Raw genomic sequence first — 25242 nt, 5'->3', positions numbered from 1 at the left:
ATGGCAATTACCCAGAATTACGGCACCGGCCGTCGCAAGTCCTCCGTCGCCCGCGTGTTCCTGCGCAAGGGCAGCGGCAAGATCACCGTCAACGATCGTCCGCTCGACGAGTTCTTCGGCCGTGAGACCGCGCGCATGATCGTGCGCCAGCCGCTCGAGCTGACCCAGAACACCGAGACGTTCGACATCCTGGTGACCACCAGCGGTGGCGGCACGACCGGCCAGGCCGGTGCGATCCGCCTCGGCATCTCTCGCGCGCTGGTCGAATACGACGAGACGCTGAAGATCGAGCTGCGCAAGGCGGGCTTCATGACCCGTGACGCACGTGAAGTCGAGCGCAAGAAGGTCGGCCTGCACAAAGCACGCCGCGCGACGCAGTTCTCGAAGCGCTGATCGCGCTGTGCCGGATCCGCGCGAATGCGTGGATCCGGTGTTGCCGAGGCTTGCGGAGCATCGCGGTTTCGGCGTTACAATATGTTCATAGCCCCGTCGCCAAGCGGTAAGGCACCTGACTCTGACTCAGGCATTCGGAGGTTCGAATCCTTCCGGGGCTGCCACATTGAAAACAAAAAAGCCCGCCGAAAGGTGGGCTTTTTTGTGGCCAGGCTCCATGGCAACAATCCTGCAGGCCATCGTTTTTCAGCGGGACGAATCGCTCCCAGCGATGTGGGTGGATGTTCCGGGTGCGGGCAGAAGGCGATGTCTGCACCCACGCATGTACATCGTGCGCATTGGGCATTGATGCCAATCATCCTTCGCGCCGTTTCATTGCATTGCGGCCCCATGAATCACGCGGGTCGATGCATGTGCGCAAGCTGCTGTTGAAGCGACGCGCCGTTCGCGGGGCGACTGCATTCCACGCGTGCGCACGGCCTCACCATGCACGCGCATCGATGCGGCTCTAGAATTCCGCGATGAACGCATTCCCGCCGCCGTATACCGCCCCCGACGCCGTGATCGACGTTCTGCGCACGCGCGGCTGCGCGGTGCTCGCGCCGTCGACGCTCGCCGCGCTGTGCGGTGTGCGCATCGACGATCTCGAAGCCTGGCGCGCAGGGTGGGACGACCTGCCGCCCGACGCCTATCTCAAGGATGGTGGACGCTATCGTCGGCGCCGTCATGGTTGCTTCGTGCAACGCGAGGATGCGCTCGCGCAGGTCGCGCATCGCGCGCACTGGCAGTCCGAGGCCTACAACGCGCTGCACGGCGGCATGCATCGCTGGTTCGAACCCTTGGCGCCCGGGCTGGTCGTGGATCCGGCCTGGGCCCGACTCCTCGCAGGACTCGGGCGCGTGTTCGCGGGCGTGCGCGGCGACGGTGACTGGCATGTCGAGGCGCACCAGTTCCGCATCGACACGACCGATGGCATCGGCCGGCCGACCCCCGAGGGCGCGCATCGCGACGGCGTCGACTTCGTCGCGGTGCTGCTGGTCGGGCGCAGCGGCATCAAGGGCGGCGAAACGCGCGTGTTCGAAGCCGACGGCCCCGCGGGCCAGCGCTTCACGCTGACCGAGCCCTGGGCGGCCCTGCTGCTGGACGACCATCGCGTGATCCACGAATCCACGCCGATCCAGCCGGCCGACGACGCGGGTCACCGCGACACGCTGGTGCTGACCTACCGCGCTGGCGCGTTCCAGGGCGAAGACTGACGCGTCGCTGCGCCCGGGTTCGTTACAATCGCAACAGATAGCCGACGCTAACCGGAGTTGCCATGAAGCTGGGTTCTTTGAAGGAGGGCGGCCGCGACGGCACCCTGATCGTTGTCTCGCGCGACCTGGGCCGCGCGGTGCGCGCGACCGGCATTGCGGCGACGCTGCAGCAGGCGCTCGACGACTGGTCGAACGCCGCGCCGCGTCTCAACGCGCTGTACGAATCGCTCAATGCCGGCGACGCCGACGGCGTGTTCGATCTGGATGTCGCGCGCCTGGCCGCGCCACTGCCCCGGGCTTACGAGTTCGTCGACGGCAGCGCCTATCTGCCGCACGTCGAGCGCGTGCGCCGCGCGCGTGGCGCCGAAGTGCCGGAGAGCTTCTACACCGATCCGCTGATGTACCAGGCGACCAGCGCCGGATTCTACGGCCCGCGCGACACCGTCAAGGTGACCAGCGAAGACCACGGGATCGATCTCGAGGCCGAGATCGTCGTGATCACCGACGACGTGCCGATGGCGGTCACGCCCGAGCAGGCCGCGGGACATATCCAGCTGATCGGTCTGGTCAACGACGTCAGCCTGCGCAACCTGATTCCAGGCGAGCTGGCCAAGGGCTTCGGCTTCCTGCAGGCCAAGCCGCGTTCGGCGCTGAGCCCGGTGTTCGTCACCCCGGACGAGCTGGGCGGTGCCTGGCAGGACAACAAGCTGCACCTGCCGTTGCTCACGCACATCAATGGCGAATGGTTCGGCGCGCCCGAAGCTGGCGTCGACATGCAGTTCGACTTCTCGCAGCTGGTCGCGCATGCGGCGAAAACGCGACCGCTGGTCGCCGGCACGATCGTCGGATCGGGCACGATCGCCAACGAGGACACCTCCAAGGGCGCATCGTGCTTCGCCGAGAAGCGCACCGTCGAGACGCTGGAGCAGGGCGCGCCGAAGACGCCGTTCATGGCGTTCGGCGACACCGTGCGCATCGAGATGCTCGACGCCGATGGCGCGAGCATCTTCGGTGCGATCGAGCAGGTGATCGAACGCCAGGCACTGCCGGAGTAAGCCGATGACGGCCGCGCTGACGCTGCACACCTACTGGCGCTCCAGCGCGGCCTATCGCGTGCGTATCGCCCTGCATCTCAAGGGCTTGGCATTCGACAGCGTGCCGGTGCATCTGGTGCAGGGCGGCGGCGAGCAGCGGCTGCCGTCATTTGCCGCGCGCAATCCGCAGAAGCTGGTGCCGACGCTGCAGCACGGGGATGCGGTACTGACCCAGTCGCTGGCGATCATCGAATACCTCGACGAGACCTTTCCGGACGTACCGCTGCTGCCGGGCGATGCGCTGTCGCGGCAGCGCGCCCGCGCACTCGCGCAGCTGGTCGCCTGCGACATCCACCCGCTCGGCAACCTGCGTGTACTGCAGTACCTCGAACACGAGCTGCAGCTGCCGCCGGAGGCGCGCACGCGCTGGGTCACGCGCTGGGTGCGTGACGGCCTGGAAGCCTTCGAGGCCTTGCTGCAGCAGCACGGCGCGGGCGATTTCTGCATCGGCAATGCACCGACGATCGCCGACTGTGCGTTGGTCCCGCAGCTCTACAACGCGCGTCGCTTCGGCATCGATCTGGCGCCGTATCCGCTCATCCGCCGCATCGAGTCAGTTTGCGCCGCGTTGCCCGCTTTCGACGCCGCGGCGCCGGAACGACAGGCGGACGCGCCGCCTGCCTGACCGCGCCTCAGTGGTCGGTGGCGAACACGTCCGCGTAAGGGTCGTGGCTGCCGGAACCGCCTTCCGACAGACGGAACTTGAGGTCCAGACCATCGCGGGAGTCGGCCGCGCGCAACGCGGTTTCACGGTCGATCCGGCCTTCCCTGTGTAGCCGGAACAGACACTTGTCGAAGGTTTCCATACCTTCCTCCAGCGAGTCTTCCATCGCCTGCTTGATCTCGTGCACCTGACCGCGGCGCAGCAGATCCCGAATCATCGGCGTGTTGAGCAGGACTTCGGTCGCCGGCAGGCGGCGGCCATCGTCGCCGACCACCAGACGTTGCGACACCACCGCGCGAAGGTTCAGCGCGAGGTTCATCAGCACGTTCTTGTGCGCGGCTTCGGGGAAGAAGTTGAGGATGCGCTCGATCGTCTGGTCGGCGTTGTTGGAGTGCAGTGTCGCCAGGCAGATGTGGCCGGTCTCGGCGAAGGAAATCGCCGCTTCCATCGTCGTCGCGTCCAGGATCTCGCCGATCAGGATGACGTCCGGCGCCTCACGCATCGCGTTCTTGAGCGCGTTGTGGAAGGTCAGGGTGTCCAGCCCCACCTCGCGCTGGTTGACCAGCGATTTCTTGTGCCGGTGCAGATACTCGATGGGATCCTCGATGGTGAGGATATGCCCCGACGTACTGGCATTGCGGTAGTCGATCATCGAGGCCAGCGTGGTCGACTTGCCCGAGCCGGTGGAACCGACGATCAGCACCAGGCCGCGCGGGGCCATGATGATGTCCTTGAGCACCTGCGGCAGCTGCAGTTCCTCGATGCTCGGGATGTTGCTGCGGATCGCGCGGATGACCATGCCGGTTTCGCCGCGCTGCTTGAACACGTTGACCCGGAACCGCCCGGCGTCCTGCAGCGAGTACGCCATATTGAGCTCGAAATCGCGTTCGAACTGCTGGATCTGGCTCTCGTCCATCAGCGAATAGGCGATTTTGCGGACCATGCCGGGCGGCAGGCCGGTGCTGCCGAGCGGGTAGAGCTTGCCTTCGACCTTGATGTACACCGGCGCGCCGGTGCTCAGGAACATGTCGGACGCATTTTTATCGGTCATCAGCTTCAGGAAGTAGCCGATATCCATGTACGAACTCCCCACGTGCGACCGGCCTGCGTTGCGCATCCGGTGGCGGCTGACCACAATGACCCGATCAGGCGTCCGGGCACGATTTTCGATGAACACAAGCTTCGCATACATCCGTCCAATGCTGCAGGGCCTCGCCCTCGGTGCCGTGTTGGGACTCGCCGGCTGCGCGAGTACGCCGCCGCCGACCGAGGAACTGGCCGCCGCCCAGCTCTCGGTCGCCCGCGCCGGCGATGCCGATGCCGACCAGTACGCACCCGGCGATATCGAGCAGGCCCGCCGCGCGTTGTCGCAGGCCCAGGCCGCGATGGGCGCGGGGCGCGGGGACGAGGCGCGCACGCTCGCGCTGTCCGCCAGCGCGCTCGCCGACCTCGCCCATGCCCGCGCGCGGCAGGCAGAGACCGAATCCGAACTGTCCGCGCGTCGGGCCGAGATCACCAACCTGCGCCAGCGGCTGCAGGTGGAGGAATGAGCACCATGCGATCGAAGACTTCTTATGGCCTGATGCTGGCGCTGCTGGTCCCGTTCGCCGCCATTGCCCAGTCCGCGCCGGAAGGCGAGGCGGCGATCCTGCAGCAGCGACTGCAGGCGATTGATTCGAATCCCGACACTGCCGGCACAGCCGCCTATGAGCGTCTGCAGGCGCGCCAGTCGTTGGCAGCGTTGACGTCTGCCCGCAGCAGTCAGCGGGCTGCCGCGCTGCAGATCGCGCAATGGCGTGTGGAGACGGCCGAACTGGCGGCCCGCACGGAAGCCACGCGCCGCGAGCTGACCCAGCTCGAGCGCGAGCGCAGCGCATTGATCGTCGAGGCCAGTCGTCAGGACGCTGTGCGTGCCCGCCAGGAAGCCGAGCGTCTGCGTATCCAGGCCCAGATCCAGACCGAGGAGGCCGCGCGTCTGCGTCTGGCTGCCGAGGAAGAGGGCGCCGCTCGCCAACAGGCTGAGACAGTGCTGCAGGGCGTGGCCAGCGGTGAAGCGGCCAAGCTGCGCGCCGCACGCCAGCGCGACGCCGAATTGCGTCGCCGTGAGGCCGAACTGCTGAAGAGCCTCGAGCAGCCCTGACCGGAGGTGGCCGACAGCGGTCGCCGGGCGCCAGTATTGCGCCTGGCGGCGCAGTGTCTGTGTGGCTGAGAGACGCCTGTTAGTTTTTTGTCAGACTGAATGCAATAGAAATCAATGACTTGCGCGATTATTGGGCAGGCAATCGCATCATGAAGCGCTTTCTGCCAGGTCGGTTTGTAAACGTTTCCGTGTCTAGTGCTCACGCCTGCCCGTAATCCGGATTTCCGCTCTTGTGGCCCCCCGATCCGAGGAGTAGGGTCGGTTGTCCGGGTGGCACTGATTCCTTCCGCCACCTGGTCACTGAGCCAGGCCGATGACCGAGATGATCCCCCACGAGGTCCCCGCACGCCGTCCGCAGGACGATGAGGGTGACCTGATCGGATCGTCCGCCCTTCGTTCCTGGAAGCAGCCCACGTAGCGCCCCGTCCGTCGCTGGTCGGGGCGTTCGTATTTCCAGTCAGGAGGATTCCATGTTCGAAGCGCAATCGCAGACCGAACTCGAAGAGATCATGAAAGGAAACGTCGAGTTCCGGCAGCTCTACTACCGGCACAAAGAGCTGGACAAGAAGGTGCTGAACGCAGAGCTCGGCGTGTTCGCCGTCGATGAGACCACGCTGTCGCAGATGAAGCGCGAAAAGCTCGCGGCAAAGGATCGCCTGACCCAGATGTACGACCAGATGCAGAAACACTAGGTTCCGGCTGTCGCGGGCGGTGGTGGCCATCCTCGTCGGTCGCCACCGCCCGCGAATGTTGTCCGCGGATGCGATAATCGGGATCTGTCTCGCTGCAACCCGGACCTGCAATGCCGATCGCCGACTCCGTTCTCGACCTGATCGCCGACACGCCCATCGTGCGTGCGCGCCGCCTCGATGCGGGCCCCTGCGAACTCTATTTCAAGCTCGAGAGCCAGAACCCGGGCGGCTCCATCAAGGACCGCATCGGTCTGCGCATGATCGAGGCCGCCGAAGCGCGCGGCGACATCGCGCCCGGCGCGACGCTGGTGGAAGGCACTGCCGGCAATACCGGCATCGGCCTGGCGCTGGTGGCGCAGCAGAAGGGCTACAAGCTGATCCTCGTGGTCCCGGACAAGATGAGTCGGGAGAAGATCTTCAATCTCAAGGCGATGGGCGCCGAGGTTGTGTTGACCCGCTCCGACGTTGCCAAGGGCCATCCCGAGTACTACCAGGACCTCGCCGAGCGCATCGCGCGCGAGACCCCGGGCGCGTACTTCATCAACCAGTTCGGCAATCCCGACAACCCGGCTGCGCACGAGCACGGCACCGGGCCGGAGATCCTGCGGCAGATGAGTGAGGTGGGCGGGCTGGACGCAATCGTCTTCGGTTGCGGCAGCTCGGGCACGATGACCGGCCTGTCGCGCTGCTTTGCCAAGGACGCGCCGGACGTGGAACTGGTGCTGGCCGATCCGGTCGGCTCGATCCTCGCCGAATACATCAACGACGGCGTGCTCAACGACAAGTCGGGCAGCTGGATGGTCGAGGGCATCGGCGAGGATTTCCTGCCGGACATCTCCGATTTCTCGCGGGTCAAGCAGGCGTATGCGATCAGCGACCAGGAAAGCTTCCTCGCCGCGCGCGAGCTGCTGCGCACCGAGGGGATTCTCGGCGGCTCGTCGACCGGCACGCTGCTCGCCGCCGCCCTCAAGTACTGCCGCGCGCAGACCTCGCCCAAGAAAGTGCTGGTATTCGTGTGCGACACCGGCAACAAATATCTGAGCAAGCTCTACAACGATTACTGGATGCTCGACAACGGCTTCCTGGAGCGCGAGCAGCACGGTGACCTGCGCGACCTGATCCTGCGCCCGTTCTCGCGCCGAGACACCGTAGTGCTGCAGCCGACCGACCTGCTGGTCACGGCGTACCAGCGCATGAAGCTCTACGAGATCTCCCAGCTGCCGGTCATGGACGGCGATCGCATCGTCGGCATCCTCGACGAAAGCGACGTGTTGCTGCATGTCTACGGCGACGAAGCGCGGTTCCGCGATCCGGTTTCGACTGCCATGGTCAGCAAGCTCGACTTTTTGGACGTCAAATCTCCGGTCGAGGCCTTGCTGCCGGTGTTCGACCGCGGTCAGGTCGCAATCGTCACCGACGGCGACAAGTTCCTCGGCCTGATCACCCGGATCGACCTGCTGAACTATCTGCGGCGGCGGGTGCAGTGACGCAAATGCGTTGATCGCCGCGGCTCTGAACCTGTCGTTCAGGGCTGCTGGCTAGAATCTCCCGTCCTTTCAGGAAGCTGTCATGTCCGAATCCAGTTCCCGGCATCGCGATTACGCGCTGGCCACCTTGGCAATCCATGCCGGTCAATCGCCCGATCCCTCGACGGGCGCGGTGATGCCCCCGATCTACGCCACCTCGACCTATGCCCAGTCCAGCCCGGGCGAGCACCAGGGGTTCGAGTACTCGCGTACCCACAATCCGACGCGTTTTGCATACGAGCGCTGCGTTGCGGGCCTGGAAGGCGGCAGCCGCGGCTTCGCATTCGCATCCGGCATGGCCGCCACCGCGACCCTGCTCGAGCTGCTCGACAGCGGCGATCACGTGATCGCGATGGACGATCTCTACGGCGGCAGCTACCGCCTGTTCGAGCGCGTGCGCACGCGCAGCGCCGGGCTGTCCTTCAGCTACGTCGACATGACCGATCCGGTCGCGTTTGAAGCCGCGATTGTGGCGAAGACGAAGCTGGTCTGGATCGAGACCCCGACCAACCCGATGCTGAAGATCGTCGACATCCAGGCGATCGCCGACATCGCGCACAGGCGCGGCCTGCTCGTCGTCGTCGACAACACCTTCGCCTCGCCCATCCTGCAGCGCCCGATCGAACACGGCGCCGACATCGTCATGCACTCGGCCACGAAATACCTCAACGGCCACTCCGACATGGTCGGCGGCATGCTCGTCGTCAACGACAATGCCGAGCTTGCCGAACAGCTCGCCTTCCTGCAGAACTCCGCCGGCGCGGTCCAGGGCCCGTTCGACAGCTTCCTGGCGCTACGCGGGCTCAAGACCCTGCATCTGCGCATGCAGGCGCATTGCCTGAACGCCCAGGCGCTGGCCGAGTTCCTCGGGGGCCACGCCGCGGTCGAGCAGGTGATCTATCCGGGCCTGGCCTCGCACCCACAGCACGCACTGGCCAAGCGCCAGATGGACGGCTTCGGCGGCATCATCTCGGTGCGCATCAAGGGCGGCTTCGAGGCCGCGAAGCGTTTCTGCGAACGCACCGAACTGTTCACCCTGGCCGAGTCACTCGGCGGGGTGGAGAGCCTGGTCAACCATCCGGCGGTGATGACGCATGCGTCGGTGCCGGTGGAGCGGCGGGCCGCGCTGGGAATACACGATGATCTGGTGCGGTTGAGCGTCGGCGTCGAGGCGCTGGACGATCTACGTGCTGATCTTGCCCGCGCGCTGGAGCGCTGACCGAATGCGTACCAGTATGAAACCAACCCCGCTGTTCTCCCTCGGCGGGCCGTTCAGCGCCTGGACCCGACATCGGTCCCTGACGCTGGAGTTGTCGCGCCGCGACATCCTGGGACGCTACCGGGGTGCGAGCTTCGGCCTGTTGTGGTCGCTGATCAGTCCATTCCTGATGCTGATCGTCTACACGCTTGCCTTCGGTTACATTCTCAAGGCGCGATGGCCGGGCACCAGCGGAAACACGGCCGATTTCGCGATGTTGTTGTTCCTCGGCCTGCTGACACACGGCTTTTTTGCCGAGTGCCTGACGCGGGCACCAACGCTTATTTCCGGCAACGTGAACCTGGTCAAGAAGATCGTGTTTCCGCTGGAAGTGTTGCCTTGGACGGTCGTGCTGTCGGCGCTGTTCCATGCGACGACCAACATCGTGGTGTTCGTGATCCTCAACCTGCTGCTTCGCGGCGAGATCCACTGGACGCTGGTGTTCTGGCCGTTCGTCCTGGTGCCGCTTGCCTTCGTGGCCCTGGGGACGATCTGGCTGCTGTCGTCGCTGAGCGTGTTCCTGCGGGACATCGGGCAGATCACCGGCGTGCTGGCAACCGCGATGTTGTTCCTGTCATCGGCCATCATCCCGGTCGAGACGCTGCCGGAGTCGTATCAGGCGGTCTTCCGGCTCAACCCGCTGACCTTCATCATTGACCAGATACGCGAGGTTGCGTTCTGGGGGCGGATGCCGGACTGGGCGGGGCTGGGGGTGTACCTGCTGGGGGCGATGTTCTTTGCCTACCTGGCGTTCGCTGTGTTCCAGAAGACCCGTCGGGGGTTTGCCGATGTCCTCTGAAATCGGCGTGGAGACCGGCAACGACGACCTAGTCATCGACGCGTGCGGCGTCGGCAAGTGCTACCAGATCTACGAGCGGCCCTCGCATCGACTGCTGCAGGGCCTGTTCGGCGACTCGCGCCGGTTCTACCGTGAATTCTGGGCCTTGCGTGGCATCAGCCTTCAGGTCAGGCGGGGCGAGACGCTCGGCATCATCGGTAAGAACGGTTCCGGCAAGTCGACCTTGCTGCAGATGATCGCCGGCACGCTGGCACCGACCGAGGGCCAGGTCGCCATCCAGGGACGGATCGCTGCGCTGCTCGAGCTGGGTAGTGGCTTCAATCCCGATTTCACGGGCCGTGAGAACGTCCATCTCAACGCGTCGATCTTGGGGCTCACCAGCGCCCAGATCGATGCGCGGATGCAGCAGATCCTTGACTTTGCCGACATCGGCGCGTTCATCGACCAGCCGATCCGCAACTATTCCAGTGGCATGGTCATGCGGCTGGCGTTCTCGGTGATGGCCCACGTCGACGCCGACGTGCTGATCATCGACGAGGCGCTTGCGGTCGGCGATGCGTTCTTCACCCAGAAGTGCATGCGTTTCCTGCGCGAGTTCAAGGCGCGGGGCACCCTGCTGTTCGTCAGCCATGACGATGCCGCCGTCACCGGACTGTGTGACAAGGCGCTGTGGATCGATGGCGGCAAGACCATGGCCTACGGCGAGTCGCGTGATGTCGTCCAGCAGTATCTCGAATCGGTGATCTCCAGCCGGCAGGGCGAGGCGTCGATGCGCACTGCCGGCGGCGAAGGTGCCGTCGAAGTACGGCAGCGGCACGACATGCGTCGCGATCTCGTCAATGCGTCCAATCTGCGGAACGACATCGAGGTTCGGGCGTTCGATCCGGAGGTCCAGGGATTCGGCGAGATGCGGGCACGGATCAGCGAGGTCACGCTGCGCGATGATCAGGGTCGCGATCTGTCGTGGTGCGTGGGTGGCGAATCCGTCGTTCTCGACATCGATTTCGTCGCGGACGGACAGCTCGAGCGGCCGATCGTCGGGTTTTACGTCAAGGACCGGCTGGGTCAGCTGTTGTTCGGCGACAACACTTACGTATCGACCCTGGGTCGTGAAGCGGGATTCGCGGAAGGCACGCGTGCCCGCGCCCGGTTCGAGTTCGAGATGCCGCGCCTGAAGGCGGGGGATTACTTCATCACGGTGGGAATCGCCGACGGCAGCAAGGACGAACATGTGATCCAGCACTGGGTGCACGAAGCGCTCGCACTGAAGTCGCTGTGCCAGTCCTGGTCGATCGGCATCCTCGGCCTGCCCATGTCCAGAATCGCATTGGAGGTGCTCGAGTGACCGAGGCATTCAAGCTAGAACGGCATCCGGTGACGCTGTTGCGCCCGCACCTGTCGCTACCGTATTCCTGGATCGGCCACATTCCGTTCGCCTATCTCGCGATCGACCTGATGCGCCCGGATCTGGTGGTGGAGCTCGGCACGCACTCGGGCAATTCGTATCTCGCCTTCTGCCAGGCGGTTGACCATCTGAAATTGCCGACCCGCTGCGTTGCGGTCGATTCGTGGCAGGGCGATGCACATGCCCAGGCCTATGGTGAAGGCGTGCTGGAGACGCTGCGCGCTTACCATGACCCCCGATATGGACGGTTCTCCCGTCTCTGCCGCAAGTTTTTCGACGATGCGGTTGCGGAGTTCGAAGATGGCAGCATCGACCTGCTGCATATCGATGGCCTGCACACCTATGAAGCCGTCCGCCACGACTTCGAGACCTGGCTGCCGAAACTGAGTTCGCGCGCGGTCGTGTTGCTGCACGATACGGCCGTCGAGGCGCGTGGGTTCGGCGTCGGGCGCTTCCTGCGTGAGCTGTCGGAACGGTATTCCACGTTCAATTTCCTGCACAGCAACGGCCTTGGCGTGGTGCTGGTGGGTGGTTCTGTGCCCGGAGAAATGCAGGCCTTCGCCGATGCGTTCGCGAGCGACGCATCGCTGGCAGAATTCCTGGCCGGGATAGCGCCCGACCCGATGAGGGATCATGTTGCAATGGCGCCGCCAACTTACGAGGACGTGCGCGTCTACTTCAGGGAGATTGGTGGCGATTTCGATGATTCACGGCAGGCATGCGTCAGCAGGCTGCTCTCAACTGGCCCTGCGGCGCTGCGGTTCCCCGTTGTCAAGGGTGATCGTGTCGCGCGCATCCGTATCGATCCTGCAGAGCGCGCCGGAATCTTCGGCATCGTCAGCTGCTCGCTACTCTCCGACGATGGTCGCATTCTGCACGAGATCGAAAATCTCGAAGGCCGTGTGGTTGGCCTTGATGGGGATCTGCTCCCCCCTCGTGCACCCAGCTGGCTGCGATGGGTCTCACTCCATCAGGATCCGCAGGTAGAACTCGACATTCCCGAGTTTGCAGATCCCGACGTCCAAAGCATCGAGATCACGATCGATTTCGAATCAGTGGTGGTTGACCAGGCTGCGGAGGCGAGCGTCGAGGCCCTGCGATCCGCAGTTGATGGCGTGCTGGTTTCTGCGCGCTCGCGCGTGCACGTTGGCAACCTGCTGGAGGAAATGCTGCAGGAGACCCGCGGTATTGCAGGTGCAAGCCAGCAGGCGGCCCAGGCTGCGATTGCAGCCGCGGAGCAATCCAATGACAGCCATTTGCGGGGTCTTTTGGAGGAAATGCTGCAGGAGACCCGCGGTATTGCAGGTGCAAGCCAGCAGGCGGCCCAGGCTGCAATTGCAGCCGCGGAGCGATCCAATGACAACCATGTGCGGGGTCTTTTGGAGGAAATGATGCAGGAGGCCCGCGATGTTGCTGCCGCAAGCCAAAGAGCATCACAGGCTGCAGTTCTAGCGGGCGAGCAATGCGGTGGCCTGCAGCTCGCGATGGACGCCTCTCACGATCGCCTGTCGAATATCGAGGGCAGTCTGACCAATGCCGCTGATAGATTGTCTAGCATCGCGCACGATGCAGCAGTATCTGCCTCGGGCACATCCGCAGCGTCCAGCGCGATCGCCACATTGCAGCACGCTGCGAATTGCGCGGCACAGTTTGCGTTGGATGCGCGGGCCGATCACCTTGGGCAGATTCAGGAACTTTCGGCCAGGATCGAGTCCCTTGATGCTCGCTTTGAGCGCCTTGAGGCGATCGGTGCCGCTGTAGACCGAATCGAGGCGACCCAGGCCAGGCCTTGGTGGAAGAAAATGCATCGCCATGATTGACGCGGGATCGATCGACATTCCGGCGGGCTGGACGCTGGTTGCGAGTTCGCAAATCTCCGCCGATGCCGCTGGATTTTACAGCGACGGTAGTGATCCTCACCTCGTGTTCGCTCTGCGCCGGGGGCTCGCGGCTGGATGGTACCGACTGAGGATTGCCGTAGAAGGTCCGCTTTCACTGCCGAGCGTGTACTTGGATTGTGGGGCCGGCATCAGCGAAGCGGAGCGTCAGGATCTCGATATCGCAGAGGGCGGGGGGATCGATGCGGTTGTCCGTGTCGGAGGGCCGCTCGGGCATCTGCGGTTCGACCCCACCACGCGGCCTGGTCGATTCAGCCTTGTGGCGATCCGGTTCGATGCCATCCCGCCGAGTGAGGCGGTCTGGAGAATGTGGCGCGCGTTGCGTGGGACGTCTGCCCGTTTCGACGCGCTTCTTGCTTTGCCGGCCAGTGTACGTGCGGAGCGGCTCTGGCCGGCGTATCGCACCATTGAAGCAGGCAATCAAAGCGCTGCATACCTGCGTTGGCTTGAGGCAAACGCAGAGGAGCACGCGAGCGCGGCGCGGACCGACAATGTTCCGGGCGACGTCGTCCTGACACTGGTGCTTCTGCCGGGCTCTGACCGGGCGAGCCTGCGGGCTGCGGCGGCAGATCTGGGGGCATCGCTGGCACCCGGAGTCGAGCTTCTCGTGCCGCTTGCGGCAGATACTGGAATCCATCCGGCAGTGCGCGTATTGGCTTCGGTTGTACGGCAGCCTATGCCGGGCCTGGATCAGGCCCGAGGACGCTATATCAGCTGGATTGCTGCTGATGAAAGGATTGAACCGCAAGCATTGATGCAGATCCGCGATACCTTGGTGGAGGCGGGAGAAATAGCACTTCTGTATACCGATGAGGATTTCGTTGATGCGTCAGGTGTGCCGAGTGCCCCTTATTTCAAGCCTGCCTGGGACCCCGACCTGCAGTACCAGCACGACGCCGTAGGACCCTCGTCGTTCTATCGGCGCGACCTGTTGCAGGAGATCGAGGGCGCCGTGCGTGAGGACGGATTGGCATGGCCCCATCTACTGCCGTTGCGCATCGCCGATCACGCCGGTGATTCAGCCGTTCGCCATCTGCCGTTGTTGGCCCGACGGCACCGAGCGGTACCGGGGCCTGTGCATGCTCCGCTGAGATCGACGGCTCCAACGGCAGAGCAGGTGGCGCATGCTTTGGGACAGTGGCGCACCGCCGGCATCAGGGCGGCGCGCGTCGCGACGGAGACGCAGATGCCTAGGATGGCGTACGACTTGCCCGCGGATTTGTTCTGCGAAATCGTTATCCCCACGCGCGACCGCGTCGACCTGCTGTCGGTCTGTGTCAACAGCATTCTTGAGCGTACAGAGGGCGTGGGCTATGGCGTCGCCATCGTGGACAATGGTTCGACGCATCCTGACACGCTTGCCTACCTCGATCGCTTGCGAGGTGATACGCGGGTACGCATCGTCCGGGATGACTCCCCTTTCAATTATTCCGCGCTCAACAATCGTGCTGTCGCGGGTTCCACGGCCGATGTGGTGGTGCTGCTCAACAACGACATCGAAATCATCGAGGGCAGCTGGCTGTACGAACTCGCGACCCACGCCTGCCGTCCCGGGGTCGGTGCGGTGGGTGCCAAATTGCTGTACCCCGACGACACTCTGCAGCACGCAGGCGTGATCCTCGGCGTGGAAGGTGTGGCGGCACATCCCTATCCCCGGTTCCCTGCAACCCATTCAGGGCAATTCGGCCGCGCACTCGCGGCCCAACGATTCTCGGCGGTCACCGCTGCATGCCTAGCCGTTCGCCGCGAGGTGTTCGAGATAGTGAATGGCTTGGACACCTCGCTTGCCGTGGCCTTCAACGACGTAGATCTCTGCCTTCGTATTTCGGAAGCGGGATATCGCAATCTCTGGCTGCCTTGGGTGTGGATGTACCATCACGAGTCTGCAAGCCGGGGACATGAAGACAATCCGGAAAAACTTGCCCGTTTCGCCAGCGAAATCGAAGTGATGAAGACGCGTTGGAATGACGTGCTGGTTTCTGATCCTGCCTATAATCCCAACCTCTCCCTCGTCGGTCGGGCGTTTTCGATCGATCCATCCCGGTCTGCAGCCCCCGTGCCGCGTGCCAATACCCAAGTTGCCCGTTTGCAATGAATGCAGAGCTGCTCCCGATCCAGCAACTCCAGCGCCTGGATGGCGCAGGTACCGGTACGCGCTGGCGCGCGTCAGGAAACGACCCCTTTTTCGAAGTCGTGCTGCCCCCTGCGGGATTGCAGGGAGGTTGGTACTGGCTGGAGATCGGGTTCGAGGTGCTCCGCGGCCGGATCCATGGGCCTGCACTCTATCCCGATTATGGACGGGGCTACGTGGTAGAGGCCGAGCGCCTCTGGATGCCGCTGGCCGACGCGCGCAAGGGTCGCCACACGGTGCGCCGCCTCGTCCGGCTAGCCGCCGATGTGTCGGCGCTCCGTTTTGATCCGACGATCGTGCCGAGTGAGTTCCAGATCCTCGGCTTCTCCCTCACGCGCGTCGGCAAGCTGGACGCAGCGCGCGCGATGTTCGGTGAGTTGTGGGCACGTGGGAAGCGCATGGCGCTTCTCAGGCGCACGGTGCTGGATCTGTTGGCTGGACCCCGCCGCATGGCATATCACCTGTACAACGACTACGTTTCGGTAGTGACGGCCACCGATGTGTCCGACTACGAGGTCTGGGTCGACTTCTATGATGACTGCTCGGACGAGGGCATCGCGCTGGCGGTCGAATCGCTTCCCGAGTTGCGGTCATCCCCCTGTTTCTCGGTGATCGTGCCGACCTACAACACCGATTCGCGCTGGCTGTGTGCCTGCATCGAAAGTGTGCGGGCGCAGACCTATCCGAACTGGGAGCTGTGCATCGCTGACGACGCCTCACCGGATCCCGCGGTCTGGGCGCTGATCGAGGACTACGTGGCATCCGATCCGCGCATCAAGGCGGTCAGGCGCACGGAGAACGGCCACATCGCGGCTGCTTCCAACAGCGCGCTGTCGCTCGCGACCGGCAGCCACATCGCGCTGCTCGACCATGATGATGCGCTGCATCCGCTGGCGCTGGCATGGTGCGCCGTGGAACTGGACCGGAACCCGCGTTGGCGCATGCTATTCACCGACGAGGACAAGATCGACGTCCATGGCAAGCGCAGCGATCCCTACTTCAAGTCCGACTGGAATCCGGACCTGTTCCTGTCCCAGAACTGCGTCTGCCACCTGGGTATCTACGCGCGTGACCTGATCGAGGAGATCGGTGGATTCCGCCAGGGTTTCGATGGCGCCCAGGACTGGGATCTGACGCTCCGCGCCACCGAACGCCTGGACGCGGACCAGATCGGGCACGTCCCCAAGGTGCTCTACCACTGGCGCATGATCGAGGGGTCAACGGCGATGGCGCCCGGCGAAAAAAGCTACGCGCACTTCGCCGCCATGCGCGCGATTCAGGATCATTTCGACCGCACCGGCACCCCGGCGACAGTCGAGGAAATGCCGGGTTACAGCGGTTACTACCACATCGCACACGCGATCCCGGAACCGCAACCGCGCGTCAGCCTGCTGATCCCCACCCGGGATCGCGTGGACCTGCTGCGCCAGTGCGTCGACTCGATCCTGCAACGCACGGCCTACCGCAATTACGAGATCGTGATCGTGGACAACGGGTCCGTTGAGCCCGACACCCTCGATTATTTCAAGCGCATCACCCGGCAATCGAACGTGCGAGTGCTGGCGTACGATGCGCCGTTCAACTATTCGAAGATCAACAACTTCGGTGCGGAACACAGCGAAGGCGAGATCATCGGCCTGCTCAACAACGATGTCGAGGTCATCAGTCCGCACTGGCTGACCGAGATGGTGTCGCATGCGAACCGCATCGAGATCGGAGTTGTCGGTGCAATGCTGTATTACCCAAACGACACGATCCAGCACGCGGGCGTGGTCCTGGGTATCGGCGGCGTGGCTGGGCATTCCTATGTCGGAATGCCTCGTGGTTATCCGGGGGACAAGCATCGTGCGGGCCTGGTCCAGAGCGTCAGCGCGGTGACGGCCGCATGCGCGCTCGTGCGGCGGTCTGTTTTCGAGGAAGTGGGTGGGCTCGACGAGGAACTCGTCGTTGCATTCAACGACGTCGATTTCTGTATCCGTGTGCGCGAGGCTGGTTACCGCAATCTGTGGACGCCTTTTGCAGAGCTCTACCATCACGAATCCGCAACACGCGGCTATGAGAACACACACGAGAAAATCGAGCGATTCAAGCGCGAAGAACGTTTCATGAAGAGCCGATGGGGACGTGCGCTCGCGCAGGACCCTTACTACAACGTGAACTTCAGTCTGACGAGTGCGCCTTTCACGCTGGCCTATCCGCCACGGGCCCAGCTCCAGTATGTGGCTGCTGCGGACAACTGCTGAGTTATATGAATGCCCTTTCGGTGATCAGGCGCAACTGGCTGCTGTTGCTTGCGTTGCTGTGCGTCACGTTGAGCGTCTTCTCGCTTGACCAGGCTTGGTCGCGAGGCGTGACCGAAGTGCGCCTTGCTTTTCCAGGGGGTGTGCCGGAAGGCACGCGTGTGTTTTTCGCCGGAAACGAAGACTTCAACGACAATAATTCACTATCGCTCCCGGCCGACGCGCAGGGCGATGTCTCAGTTCTTGTGCCCGCCGGGCTTGTCGAGCGAATCCGGGTGGTACCGCTTGCAGGGAGTGCCGCGTCGCTTTGCGTTCTGGAAGTGACAGGGGCGGGCAGCGGGTCGCTCGACCTGACGGACTACCGGGTAATCGACCGTCGCGATGTCCGAACAGTGTCTTCGGGACCCGGCTGCGTGTCGGTCGCTCCGATCGAAGGGGCGACCGACTCCCACGTTACCTTGGGACTACAGTCCGGCGCGACCTTGAGAGGTGATTATCGGTATTGGCTGGTCCTGGGAGTTGCGCTGTTCTGCACCTTCCTGGCGATGGGCATCGGGTGGCTGCGGACGCGGCCCATGCGTGCAACCGGCCATGCGTCGCACACGCGGGTCATGCCCAGCGTCCCCGGACCGGTGCTGCTGTATGTCGCAATCTCGCTCGTCTTTGGGACCCTCTACGCGCTGGTGACACCGCCCGGCGCGGTCACCGACGAGTATGCACACGTCGCGAAGGCGGCCAAGATGGCAAACGGCGCTTTTCTAGGCGCCACCGATGATCGGCTGTTCCCAAACATTCACGCGATGTATGGGCGATTCGATGGATATCTCGATCCCAGCGTGCATTTCAGCGGCATGCAGTTGATCAACCAGTTGCAGGAGCCGGTCCCGTGCCATCCGACCACGGCGGATCTGCCCAAGGGGGCGGACGGCTATTCGCCGACGCTTTATGTAATGCCCGCAGCGGCATACGCGTTCAGCTGCGCCACCGGCCAGGACCTGGGCGTCTTTCTGCTGCTCGCGCGCCTGGGTAATCTGCTTCTGGCAACGGCGCTGATCGCCTTGGGTATCTGGGCGACCGTGCGCGCGCGCTGGGTACTGTTCGTGTGCGCGCTGTTGCCGATGTCGATTTACCAGATCGCCTCGGTTTCGGCCGACGCACTCTATATCGCCACTTCGCTTGCGTGGCTGGGTGCGGTATGTGGCGTCGCTGAAGAACGTATACCCGTGCGCCGTGCGCTCTGGGTACTCGGGCCTCTTGCGATATGTCTGGCATTTTCGAAGCCCGGCGCAGCCTGGGTGTTGATCGCGATCGTGTTTGCGCGGCCAGCTTGGCTGCGACAGGTCGGAAGCTTCATTCCGGCGGCCGTGAAGTACATGCTGATTCCGTTTGCGATCCACATCGCCTGGGTCATGTACGCGTCGTCCTCTGCCACGCCGTTACAGGGGGTGGATCCGGCTGCAAACCTGATGAGGATGATCGAAAGTCCACTGGAAGTGATCCGTCTGTTCGTCAATACCTTCGTCAGCACGTATGGACTGTGGATACTCAAGTCGATGCTGGCTGCGCTGGGTTGGCTGGACGTCTCGTTGGCCAAGGCCAGCTACCTTGGGCTGCTGTTCTGTCTTGCTGCAAGTGTGTTCATGGGCCGGCCGGCGCTCCGGGCTCCGCTTCCCACCATCGCATGGGGCTGGGTGTTCGCCGCAGGCGCGGTCGCGATGCTCAGCCTCCCGCTGTATCTGTTCTGGAGCGGAGAGAGCTCGGTGATCATCATGGGTCTTCAGGGGCGCTATTTCATTCCGTGCGCCGCGTTCGCGCTGTGTTTCTCAGCAGGCCCGTTCTGGGCAGGTCGATCCGCCAATGTGGTCCAGCGCGGATTGGTAGTCGTGGTGCCTGCCATCATGATGCTTGCGCTCGGCAACGGGCTTTTTGCGCTGATTGCGCGCTATTACCCCTGAGTTCGCCATGATCCGCGAAATTCTCATGATCGTATTCGTTACCTGCTCCACGCTCGGTAGCCAGCTTCTCGTGAAGCGTGCGGTGACCCAGATCGCCCAACGCGAACCGGTACCTCAGGGACTTCAATGGCTGATTACAGCGTGCCTGTCACCGGAGGTCATCGCCGCGATCGCGATACAGGGATTGGGTTTCCTGACATGGGTCGTGGTGGTCAGCCGCGTCAAGCTGGGCGTGGCCTTCGCGATCTCGGGATCGTTCTTCTATCTCCTTATCGCGCTGTCCAGTTGGTGGTTGTACGGCGAGCGCTTGGCATCCCTGCAATGGGTCGGGTTGATGCTTGTTTCGGTTGGGGTTTTGATGATGACCCTGACCGGCAAGGTGTCCTGACCGATGTCAAGAACGCTCGACCACAGCTTTGTAGTGCCCGCCTACGGTTGCTCACCACACCTCGCAGACTGCTTGGCATCGCTTGCTGCACAGACGCTCGGGGGCTCGGAGATTGTTGTTTCGACGTCCACCCCGAGCGAAGAGCTGGAGGCGCTGGCGGCGCGCTTTGGCGCGCGCTATTACGTGCATACGTCGAGAGGTGGCATTGGCCGGGATTGGAACGCAGCCCGGGCGCAGGCAGCAGGGCGCTGGGTGACCATTGCGCACCAGGACGATCTCTACCTGCCGGAGTTTCTCGCCAGTACCATGCGAGCCGTCGAGGCGTCACCCGACGCCGTGCTGGTGATGACCGATTATGTTGAATTGCTTGGTGAGACCGAGCGTTCGCGCACTGTGATGTTGAGAATCAAGCGGGTTCTGCTGGAGCTCGGATTCCTGTGGCGGCCATGCATTAGTCGCGAAGCAGACAAGCTCAGGTTGCTCCGCTTCGGCAGTCCGGTTGCCTGTCCATCGGTCACACTGGGCCCCGGCGCGACCGATATCGCGTTCCGCGAAGACCTCAAGGTGGATCTCGACTGGGAGGCCTGGATCCGGCTCGCCCGTCGGCCTGGCAGTTTCTGCTTCGTTCGCGAGCGACTCATGGCCCACCGCATCCATGAAGCCAGCGAGACCAGCGCAGGCGTGCGCGATGGTACACGTGCGCGCGAGGACGCAGCGATGTTCGCGTCGCTCTGGCCCGCACCGATTGCCGCACTTCTGGCTCGGGCCTATGCATGCTCGTACCGGGCTGGAGGACACTGACATGGTGTTTCGCGTGTCGCCACGACACCATGAGGGTGAGCAGGCTACCTGCTCTGTCGCCGTAGTCATTCCTGCCTACCGGGTAACGCGCCACATTCTGGGGGTGATCGACGGCATTCCTGATTGGGTCGACCGCATCTATGTCGTCGACGACCATTGCCCCGACGGTAGTGGGCGTCTGGTGGAGAAGGACTGCGCAGATTCGCGTGTGGTCGTGATCTTCAACCAGAAAAATCTGGGCGTTGGCGGCGCCGTGATGGCGGGTTATGTCTGCGCCGAGCGTGACGGCTGCGACATTGTCGTCAAGATGGATGGCGACGGCCAGATGGAGCCGGCCCTCATGCCTGCGCTGGTCTGGCCTATCGCGTCGGGTGAGGCGGATTACACGAAAGGAAACCGTTTCTACGATCTCGCGCAGATCGGGCGCATGCCCGCCATACGTATCTTCGGCAATGCCGTACTGTCTTTCATGACCAAGATATCGTCGGGCTATTGGGATCTGTTCGATCCCACAAACGGGTATACGGCCATCCACACGCGGGTGGTGCCCAAGCTGCCGATGCACAAGATCAGTCACCGTTATTTTTTCGAAACCGACATCCTGTTTCGCCTCAACACGCTGCGGGCAGTGGTGGTGGACGTGCCGATGGACGCGCGCTACGGCGACGAGGTGAGTGGCCTCAGCGTGCGACGCATCGTGTTGGATTTCATGTATAAGCACCTCCGCAACACCGCGAAACGGATTTTCTACAGCTACTTCCTGCGCGACATGTCGTTGGCGAGCATCGAACTCGTTGGTGGCATTTTGATGATCAGCCTTGGGCTGCTGGCGGGCATCCACTTCTGGTCGGGTGCTGCCGCCGAGGGAGTGGCGGCATCGGCGGGTCGCGTCATGCTGGCGGCGTTGCCGGTAATTCTTGGGCTGCAACTGTTGCTGGGGTTTATCGCATTTGATATTGCTTCCGTCCCGAAACGCGCCATCCACCGTCTGTTGCGCTGAGAGGCGGGCTGTACGATCACATGCATAATGGAAGGGCATCTTTAGCTGAATGAAAGCTGGGTGGGGCGAGGCGGCGGAGCGGGTGCTGGCTCCTCATGATTGGCTGACATGACCGGCGGTTGCTGATATTTTCCAGCGCGTCGCGGGGTATATGCCCGCTGTTTCTCTTCGCTCATCGCGCTCTAGAACCCGGATGCAGCACATGCGCTTCTCTTGCCCTCTTCTTCTCCTCTCGACCGCTCTGTCCATCCTCTTGGTGGCTTGCCATGAAAAGCAGCCGGCAACGGTCGATGCAACACAGGCGCCGGCTCCACAGGCTGAGGAGCCGGGGGCTAAGCCATCGCGCCATTCGCCGCTGCCTCCCGGGGCGTCTGGCCTGATACCGACTGTGCCCGGTGCGTTTTCCGTCATGGCAACTGAGCAACAGGCCGCGCTTCGGAGCGCGAGCGGCGCCCCGTGCTCGCTGGACCTGCTCAACGGCACAGCGCGCAGCAGTGCCGAGACGCTCTCTCTCACTCGCGCGGATGCGCTGGAAGCAGTGGGTTGGGTCCTCAACCCGCGAAAGGAAGTGCCGCGGGAATTCGCGATTGTCTTGGACGGCGACGCAGCCGCCTACATCCTCAAAGGGATCGCCGGTGGCCCGCGGCCCGATGTGGCGAAGATCTACGCGTCTGAGTCGGCGGCTTCGGCGGGGTATCGCGCAGGCGCAGCACTGGCGGACGTCGCGCCCGGCACATACGCGGTTCACCTGGCACAGGATACCTACAATGTCGTGACCCGCTGCGAGACTGGCTGGGTCGTCCAGATCACTGAATGAGACAGTGTTTCTCGCCAGACCTCGGCGCGGGAACACGACTCCGCGCCTCGCTTCGCTTGCGTGGGTCGCTTAGAACAGCGGCTGCAGCAGCACAGTACGGTAGTCCGTGCCGGACGCGTTCGGGCATCTGATCCGCGATTCGATCATGCGGCCTGATAGAATCAGTCTCATGGGCAGCCAGTCCACTTCACCGCGCCGAGCGAGGCGTTGTGGATAATCTGGCCTGGCCCACGTCGTCCAGCTGTGCGCTGCCTGCGAAGTGTTTCTTGCGTTGTCTGAGAATATGCATGTGAAGCGGCTTTGGTCGGCGCATCGCAGCACGAAGCACGTCATTGGCGGCCTGCTGACCTTTGGCTCGAAGTGAACGCAGCGGTTTCGCGCGAGCGTGGCATGAGTCAGCAGGGTCCGGGACGATGTCCTCGTGTTCTTGGTCGGTTCTCACCGAGCGAATCCGCAGGCTGCGGTTGCGTGGCGGAACTTATGACTACCGGCGTGAACTTCTGGTGCCGCGTGCTGCTGATCGCGAAATTGTTTTGGAAGCCGTGCGTTGGCCCCGTCTACACGGCGGCCCATCCCAAGTCTGGAGCGGGACCGAGGGCGGTATTTCAGGTGAATCGCGGCTGAGCTGATAAGAGAATACAACGGCACGCGTCGATTCCGGTCAGCAATGCTCTGATGAAAGGGCATGACCTCCGCTGTGCCGATGAGGATTCCGTCGGCGCACGATGCCTCAAGGGATCAGGCGGTCTGGGTGCTGATCAACACCTGCGTCACCACCCATCCGCGGATCAAGTCCTTCCGCCCCCACGAGATCACGCATCGTCGGCTTCAACGACGTCGATTTCAGTATCCAGGACGCGTAGATTGGCAAGTCAACATGTGGACTGCATTCGCTTGGCCCTATTAGCATAAGCTTGCTTTCCGGAATTACGGGAGCGCGCCGAGCAGACTAAGCATTACAAGCGAGAAGAGGAGATGATGATGGATTGCGAAGGGAGTTACACTTCGAGCCGCATCATGGCGTGAAGTTCTCTCTTCCTTGCGGTACCCCTTCACTCTGGCCCATCTATCACGGTGGCAGGTCTGGGACAAAGCTGGGGTTGCGAATGTAGAATCAAGGCCCTGGTAGGCTATCCACGCGCTTAGCGCCTCTTCGTTGGAGTTCCACATGTTCCCGTTCCGCCCTGCAATTGGGTTGTTGTCTCTAGCGCTTCTTGCCGCGTGCCAGCAGGAAGTCTCTGCACCCGCATCCACGGGCGATGCCGATAGTGCGCCGCCGGCGCCCGAAGTCATTAAGCCTGTGGCGCTTGTTCCTTCTGGGAATACAGGCTTGTTGGTCGCTCCCGGAGGAAGCTTTGTTGCGGTCGACGCAGGCCTTTTCCAGTCAGCGAAGAATGCGCCTTGCTCATTGGATCTTCTTAATTCGCAAAACCCCGGAAGTGATTTAGTCAGTGTTTCTGCTGATGGGGATATCGTGGCTGCTGGCTGGATCGTAAATGACCGTAAGGAAAGTCCTGAGAGATTCGCCTTGGTATTGAGAGGGGCAGCGGATTACGCGGCTGTATCAAACGCTGGAGTGAATCGACCGGACGTGGCGCGTGTGTTGAAAGTCGAGTCAGCAGGCAAGGCGGGATTCCGTTTGTCGGCAAACCTTCAAGGGGTGGCCGCTGGTGATTATCAAGTCTTCCTGGCTCAAGATACTTATGACTCAATCACGCTTTGCCCCGTTAAGTTCAGCATCCGTGTGAGTTAGAAGCTAGAGAAACAGGGCGCCTGTGGGGGCGCCCTGTTTCTTTCTGGTAATCTCTCCCGCACTACAGACATCGCATGGTAATCCCCTATTTCTAGCAGTCGCCAAAAGTAGGGCTATGCGACTCCGGCTAACTTCTGCATCGGCGTGATGCTGCCGAGCGCCATATTCTGTCGCTCGTGGTTGTACGTCCATGGCCAGCGCGTGGCCTCGTCCTGCACCTGTTTGATCGTGTCGAACAGGGTTCGTGCAAGCCAGCCGTAACGGACGGTACGGTTGTGGCGTTCGCTATATGCGTTCTGTTGCGGCTTGCCCCTCCGGATGTGCTCGATCTTGATGCCATGGCGCGCCGCCCAGCTCAGCAGCGCGCCGCTGATGTATTCCGGCCCATTATCGCACCGCAAGACTCTCGGCTTACCGCGCCACTCGATGACCCTCCAAGGATCGGATCACACGCGCCGCGGGCAACGACAGGTCGACTTCGATCCCGAGGCTTTAACCGTTGAAGTCGTCCAGCGCGTTGTATAGTCGGAGGTTGCGGCCGTCGCCGAGCTGGTCGTGCATGAAGTCCATCAACCAGACCTGGTTGATCGACTCCGGCACCGCCAACGGCTCGGGCTTCTCACGCACGATTCGCTTCTTCGGCTTGATCCGCAGGCTCAACTCCAGCTCCCGGTAGATGCGATACACGCGCTTGTGGTTCCAGCCATAGCCGTTGACGTTGCGCAGGTGCAGGAAGCACAGCCCGAATCCCCGATCCTCGTACGCAGTGGTCAGCCGCACCAGCCGGTCGGCGATCCGGGCGTTCACAGCCCTTTGCTTGGTAGCGATAGCGGGTCTCGCTGACCTCGAAGGTCAGGCAGGCGTGCTGGATGGTCGTGCGTCCGCTTTCGGCCACTGCTCGGGCCATCTCCCGGCGCTGAGATGGTCTTGAAGCGTCTTGAAGCGTCCTCGTTAATTCGATCCGCTCGGAAGTAGAGTTCCCACAGCAGGAGCTCACATGAAGAAGTCACGTTTCACCGAAGAACAGATGGT

21 protein-coding genes, 1 tRNA gene and 1 pseudogene are annotated in these 25242 nt (G+C 63.0%); 21 read left to right on the top strand and 2 right to left on the bottom strand.

From position 1 onward, the window contains the following. From rpsI to maiA, 5 genes are all read left to right on the top strand, one after another. Positions 1-393 (top strand): 30S ribosomal protein S9, encoded by a 393-nt coding sequence (gene rpsI / locus J2W68_RS14435; protein WP_232137967.1) that lies wholly within the window; start codon positions 1-3, stop codon positions 391-393. Positions 394-482: 89 nt separating this feature from the next. After that, positions 483-557: transfer RNA gene (locus J2W68_RS14430), tRNA-Gln, on the top strand. Between the two features lie 357 nt (positions 558-914). Then, complete coding sequence (locus J2W68_RS14425; RefSeq protein WP_310237050.1) at positions 915-1649, top strand: 2OG-Fe dioxygenase family protein; 735 nt, start codon at positions 915-917, stop codon at positions 1647-1649. Positions 1650-1711: 62 nt separating this feature from the next. Continuing rightward, positions 1712-2704 (top strand): fumarylacetoacetate hydrolase family protein, encoded by a 993-nt coding sequence (locus tag J2W68_RS14420; protein WP_310237046.1) that lies wholly within the window; start codon positions 1712-1714, stop codon positions 2702-2704. Between the two features lie 4 nt (positions 2705-2708). Beyond that, entirely contained in the window at positions 2709-3368 is a 660-nt protein-coding gene (gene maiA, locus J2W68_RS14415; RefSeq protein WP_310237043.1) for a maleylacetoacetate isomerase, read from the top strand. A gap of 7 nt (positions 3369-3375) precedes the next feature. Here maiA and J2W68_RS14410 read toward each other — a convergent pair whose 3' ends face one another. Continuing rightward, the gene (locus J2W68_RS14410; protein ID WP_310237040.1) at positions 3376-4485 is read right to left on the bottom strand and encodes a PilT/PilU family type 4a pilus ATPase; all 1110 of its coding nucleotides are present in this window, start codon (positions 4483-4485) and stop codon (positions 3376-3378) included. A 91-nt stretch (positions 4486-4576) separates the two neighbouring features. On the opposite strand from J2W68_RS14410, the gene J2W68_RS14405 reads away from it, so the two are divergent. From J2W68_RS14405 to J2W68_RS14330, 16 genes are all read left to right on the top strand, one after another. Continuing rightward, on the top strand, positions 4577-4957 hold the full coding sequence (locus J2W68_RS14405) for a DUF4398 domain-containing protein (protein ID WP_310237038.1): 381 nt from the start codon (positions 4577-4579) through the stop codon (positions 4955-4957). A gap of 5 nt (positions 4958-4962) precedes the next feature. Continuing rightward, positions 4963-5547, top strand: a complete 585-nt coding sequence (locus tag J2W68_RS14400; protein WP_310237036.1) for a hypothetical protein — start codon at positions 4963-4965, stop codon at positions 5545-5547. A gap of 470 nt (positions 5548-6017) precedes the next feature. Next, positions 6018-6239 (top strand): YdcH family protein, encoded by a 222-nt coding sequence (locus J2W68_RS14395; RefSeq protein WP_055246405.1) that lies wholly within the window; start codon positions 6018-6020, stop codon positions 6237-6239. A 110-nt stretch (positions 6240-6349) separates the two neighbouring features. Next, the gene (locus J2W68_RS14390) at positions 6350-7726 is read left to right on the top strand and encodes a pyridoxal-phosphate dependent enzyme (protein WP_310237032.1); all 1377 of its coding nucleotides are present in this window, start codon (positions 6350-6352) and stop codon (positions 7724-7726) included. 82 nt (positions 7727-7808) lie between these two features. Next, positions 7809-8984, top strand: a complete 1176-nt coding sequence (locus tag J2W68_RS14385; RefSeq protein WP_310237030.1) for a cystathionine gamma-synthase — start codon at positions 7809-7811, stop codon at positions 8982-8984. 4 nt (positions 8985-8988) lie between these two features. Beyond that, the gene (locus J2W68_RS14380) at positions 8989-9822 is read left to right on the top strand and encodes an ABC transporter permease (RefSeq protein ID WP_430539744.1); all 834 of its coding nucleotides are present in this window, start codon (positions 8989-8991) and stop codon (positions 9820-9822) included. Then, complete coding sequence (locus J2W68_RS14375; protein WP_310237025.1) at positions 9812-11167, top strand: ABC transporter ATP-binding protein; 1356 nt, start codon at positions 9812-9814, stop codon at positions 11165-11167. Before J2W68_RS14380 ends, J2W68_RS14375 begins: the two co-directional genes overlap by 11 nt. Beyond that, on the top strand, positions 11164-13047 hold the full coding sequence (locus J2W68_RS14370) for a class I SAM-dependent methyltransferase (RefSeq protein ID WP_310237022.1): 1884 nt from the start codon (positions 11164-11166) through the stop codon (positions 13045-13047). Before J2W68_RS14375 ends, J2W68_RS14370 begins: the two co-directional genes overlap by 4 nt. Continuing rightward, positions 13040-15220 (top strand): glycosyltransferase family 2 protein, encoded by a 2181-nt coding sequence (locus tag J2W68_RS14365; RefSeq protein WP_310237019.1) that lies wholly within the window; start codon positions 13040-13042, stop codon positions 15218-15220. The genes J2W68_RS14370 and J2W68_RS14365 overlap by 8 nt, the downstream gene beginning before the upstream one ends. Continuing rightward, positions 15217-17499, top strand: coding sequence for a glycosyltransferase family 2 protein (locus J2W68_RS14360; RefSeq protein WP_310237018.1), 2283 nt, complete (start codon positions 15217-15219; stop codon positions 17497-17499). The genes J2W68_RS14365 and J2W68_RS14360 overlap by 4 nt, the downstream gene beginning before the upstream one ends. Before the next feature lie 5 nt (positions 17500-17504). After that, a complete protein-coding gene (locus J2W68_RS14355; protein WP_310237015.1) occupies positions 17505-19451 on the top strand; it encodes a DUF2142 domain-containing protein in 1947 nt (648 codons plus the stop codon). Positions 19452-19458: 7 nt separating this feature from the next. Next, positions 19459-19839, top strand: coding sequence for a hypothetical protein (locus J2W68_RS14350; protein WP_310237012.1), 381 nt, complete (start codon positions 19459-19461; stop codon positions 19837-19839). A 3-nt stretch (positions 19840-19842) separates the two neighbouring features. Beyond that, positions 19843-20640, top strand: coding sequence for a glycosyltransferase family 2 protein (locus J2W68_RS14345; RefSeq protein WP_310237009.1), 798 nt, complete (start codon positions 19843-19845; stop codon positions 20638-20640). A 1-nt stretch (position 20641) separates the two neighbouring features. Continuing rightward, a complete protein-coding gene (locus J2W68_RS14340; RefSeq protein ID WP_310237007.1) occupies positions 20642-21640 on the top strand; it encodes a glycosyltransferase family 2 protein in 999 nt (332 codons plus the stop codon). Positions 21641-22049: 409 nt separating this feature from the next. Then, on the top strand, positions 22050-22457 hold the full coding sequence (locus tag J2W68_RS14335) for a hypothetical protein (RefSeq protein WP_310237004.1): 408 nt from the start codon (positions 22050-22052) through the stop codon (positions 22455-22457). A gap of 1168 nt (positions 22458-23625) precedes the next feature. After that, the gene (locus tag J2W68_RS14330) at positions 23626-24210 is read left to right on the top strand and encodes a hypothetical protein (RefSeq protein WP_310237001.1); all 585 of its coding nucleotides are present in this window, start codon (positions 23626-23628) and stop codon (positions 24208-24210) included. Between the two features lie 113 nt (positions 24211-24323). On the opposite strand, the pseudogene J2W68_RS14325 reads toward J2W68_RS14330, so the two are convergent. Beyond that, positions 24324-25138, bottom strand: a pseudogene (locus tag J2W68_RS14325) (IS3 family transposase); the annotation flags it as partial. Positions 25139-25242 lie beyond the last annotated feature (104 nt).

This window comes from Luteimonas terrae (assembly GCF_031457535.1).
In the GTDB taxonomy this organism is placed as follows: domain Bacteria; phylum Pseudomonadota; class Gammaproteobacteria; order Xanthomonadales; family Xanthomonadaceae; genus Luteimonas; species Luteimonas terrae_A.
Note: the sequence above shows the minus strand (reverse complement) of the source record. Positions and strands in the feature narration are given on the sequence as shown.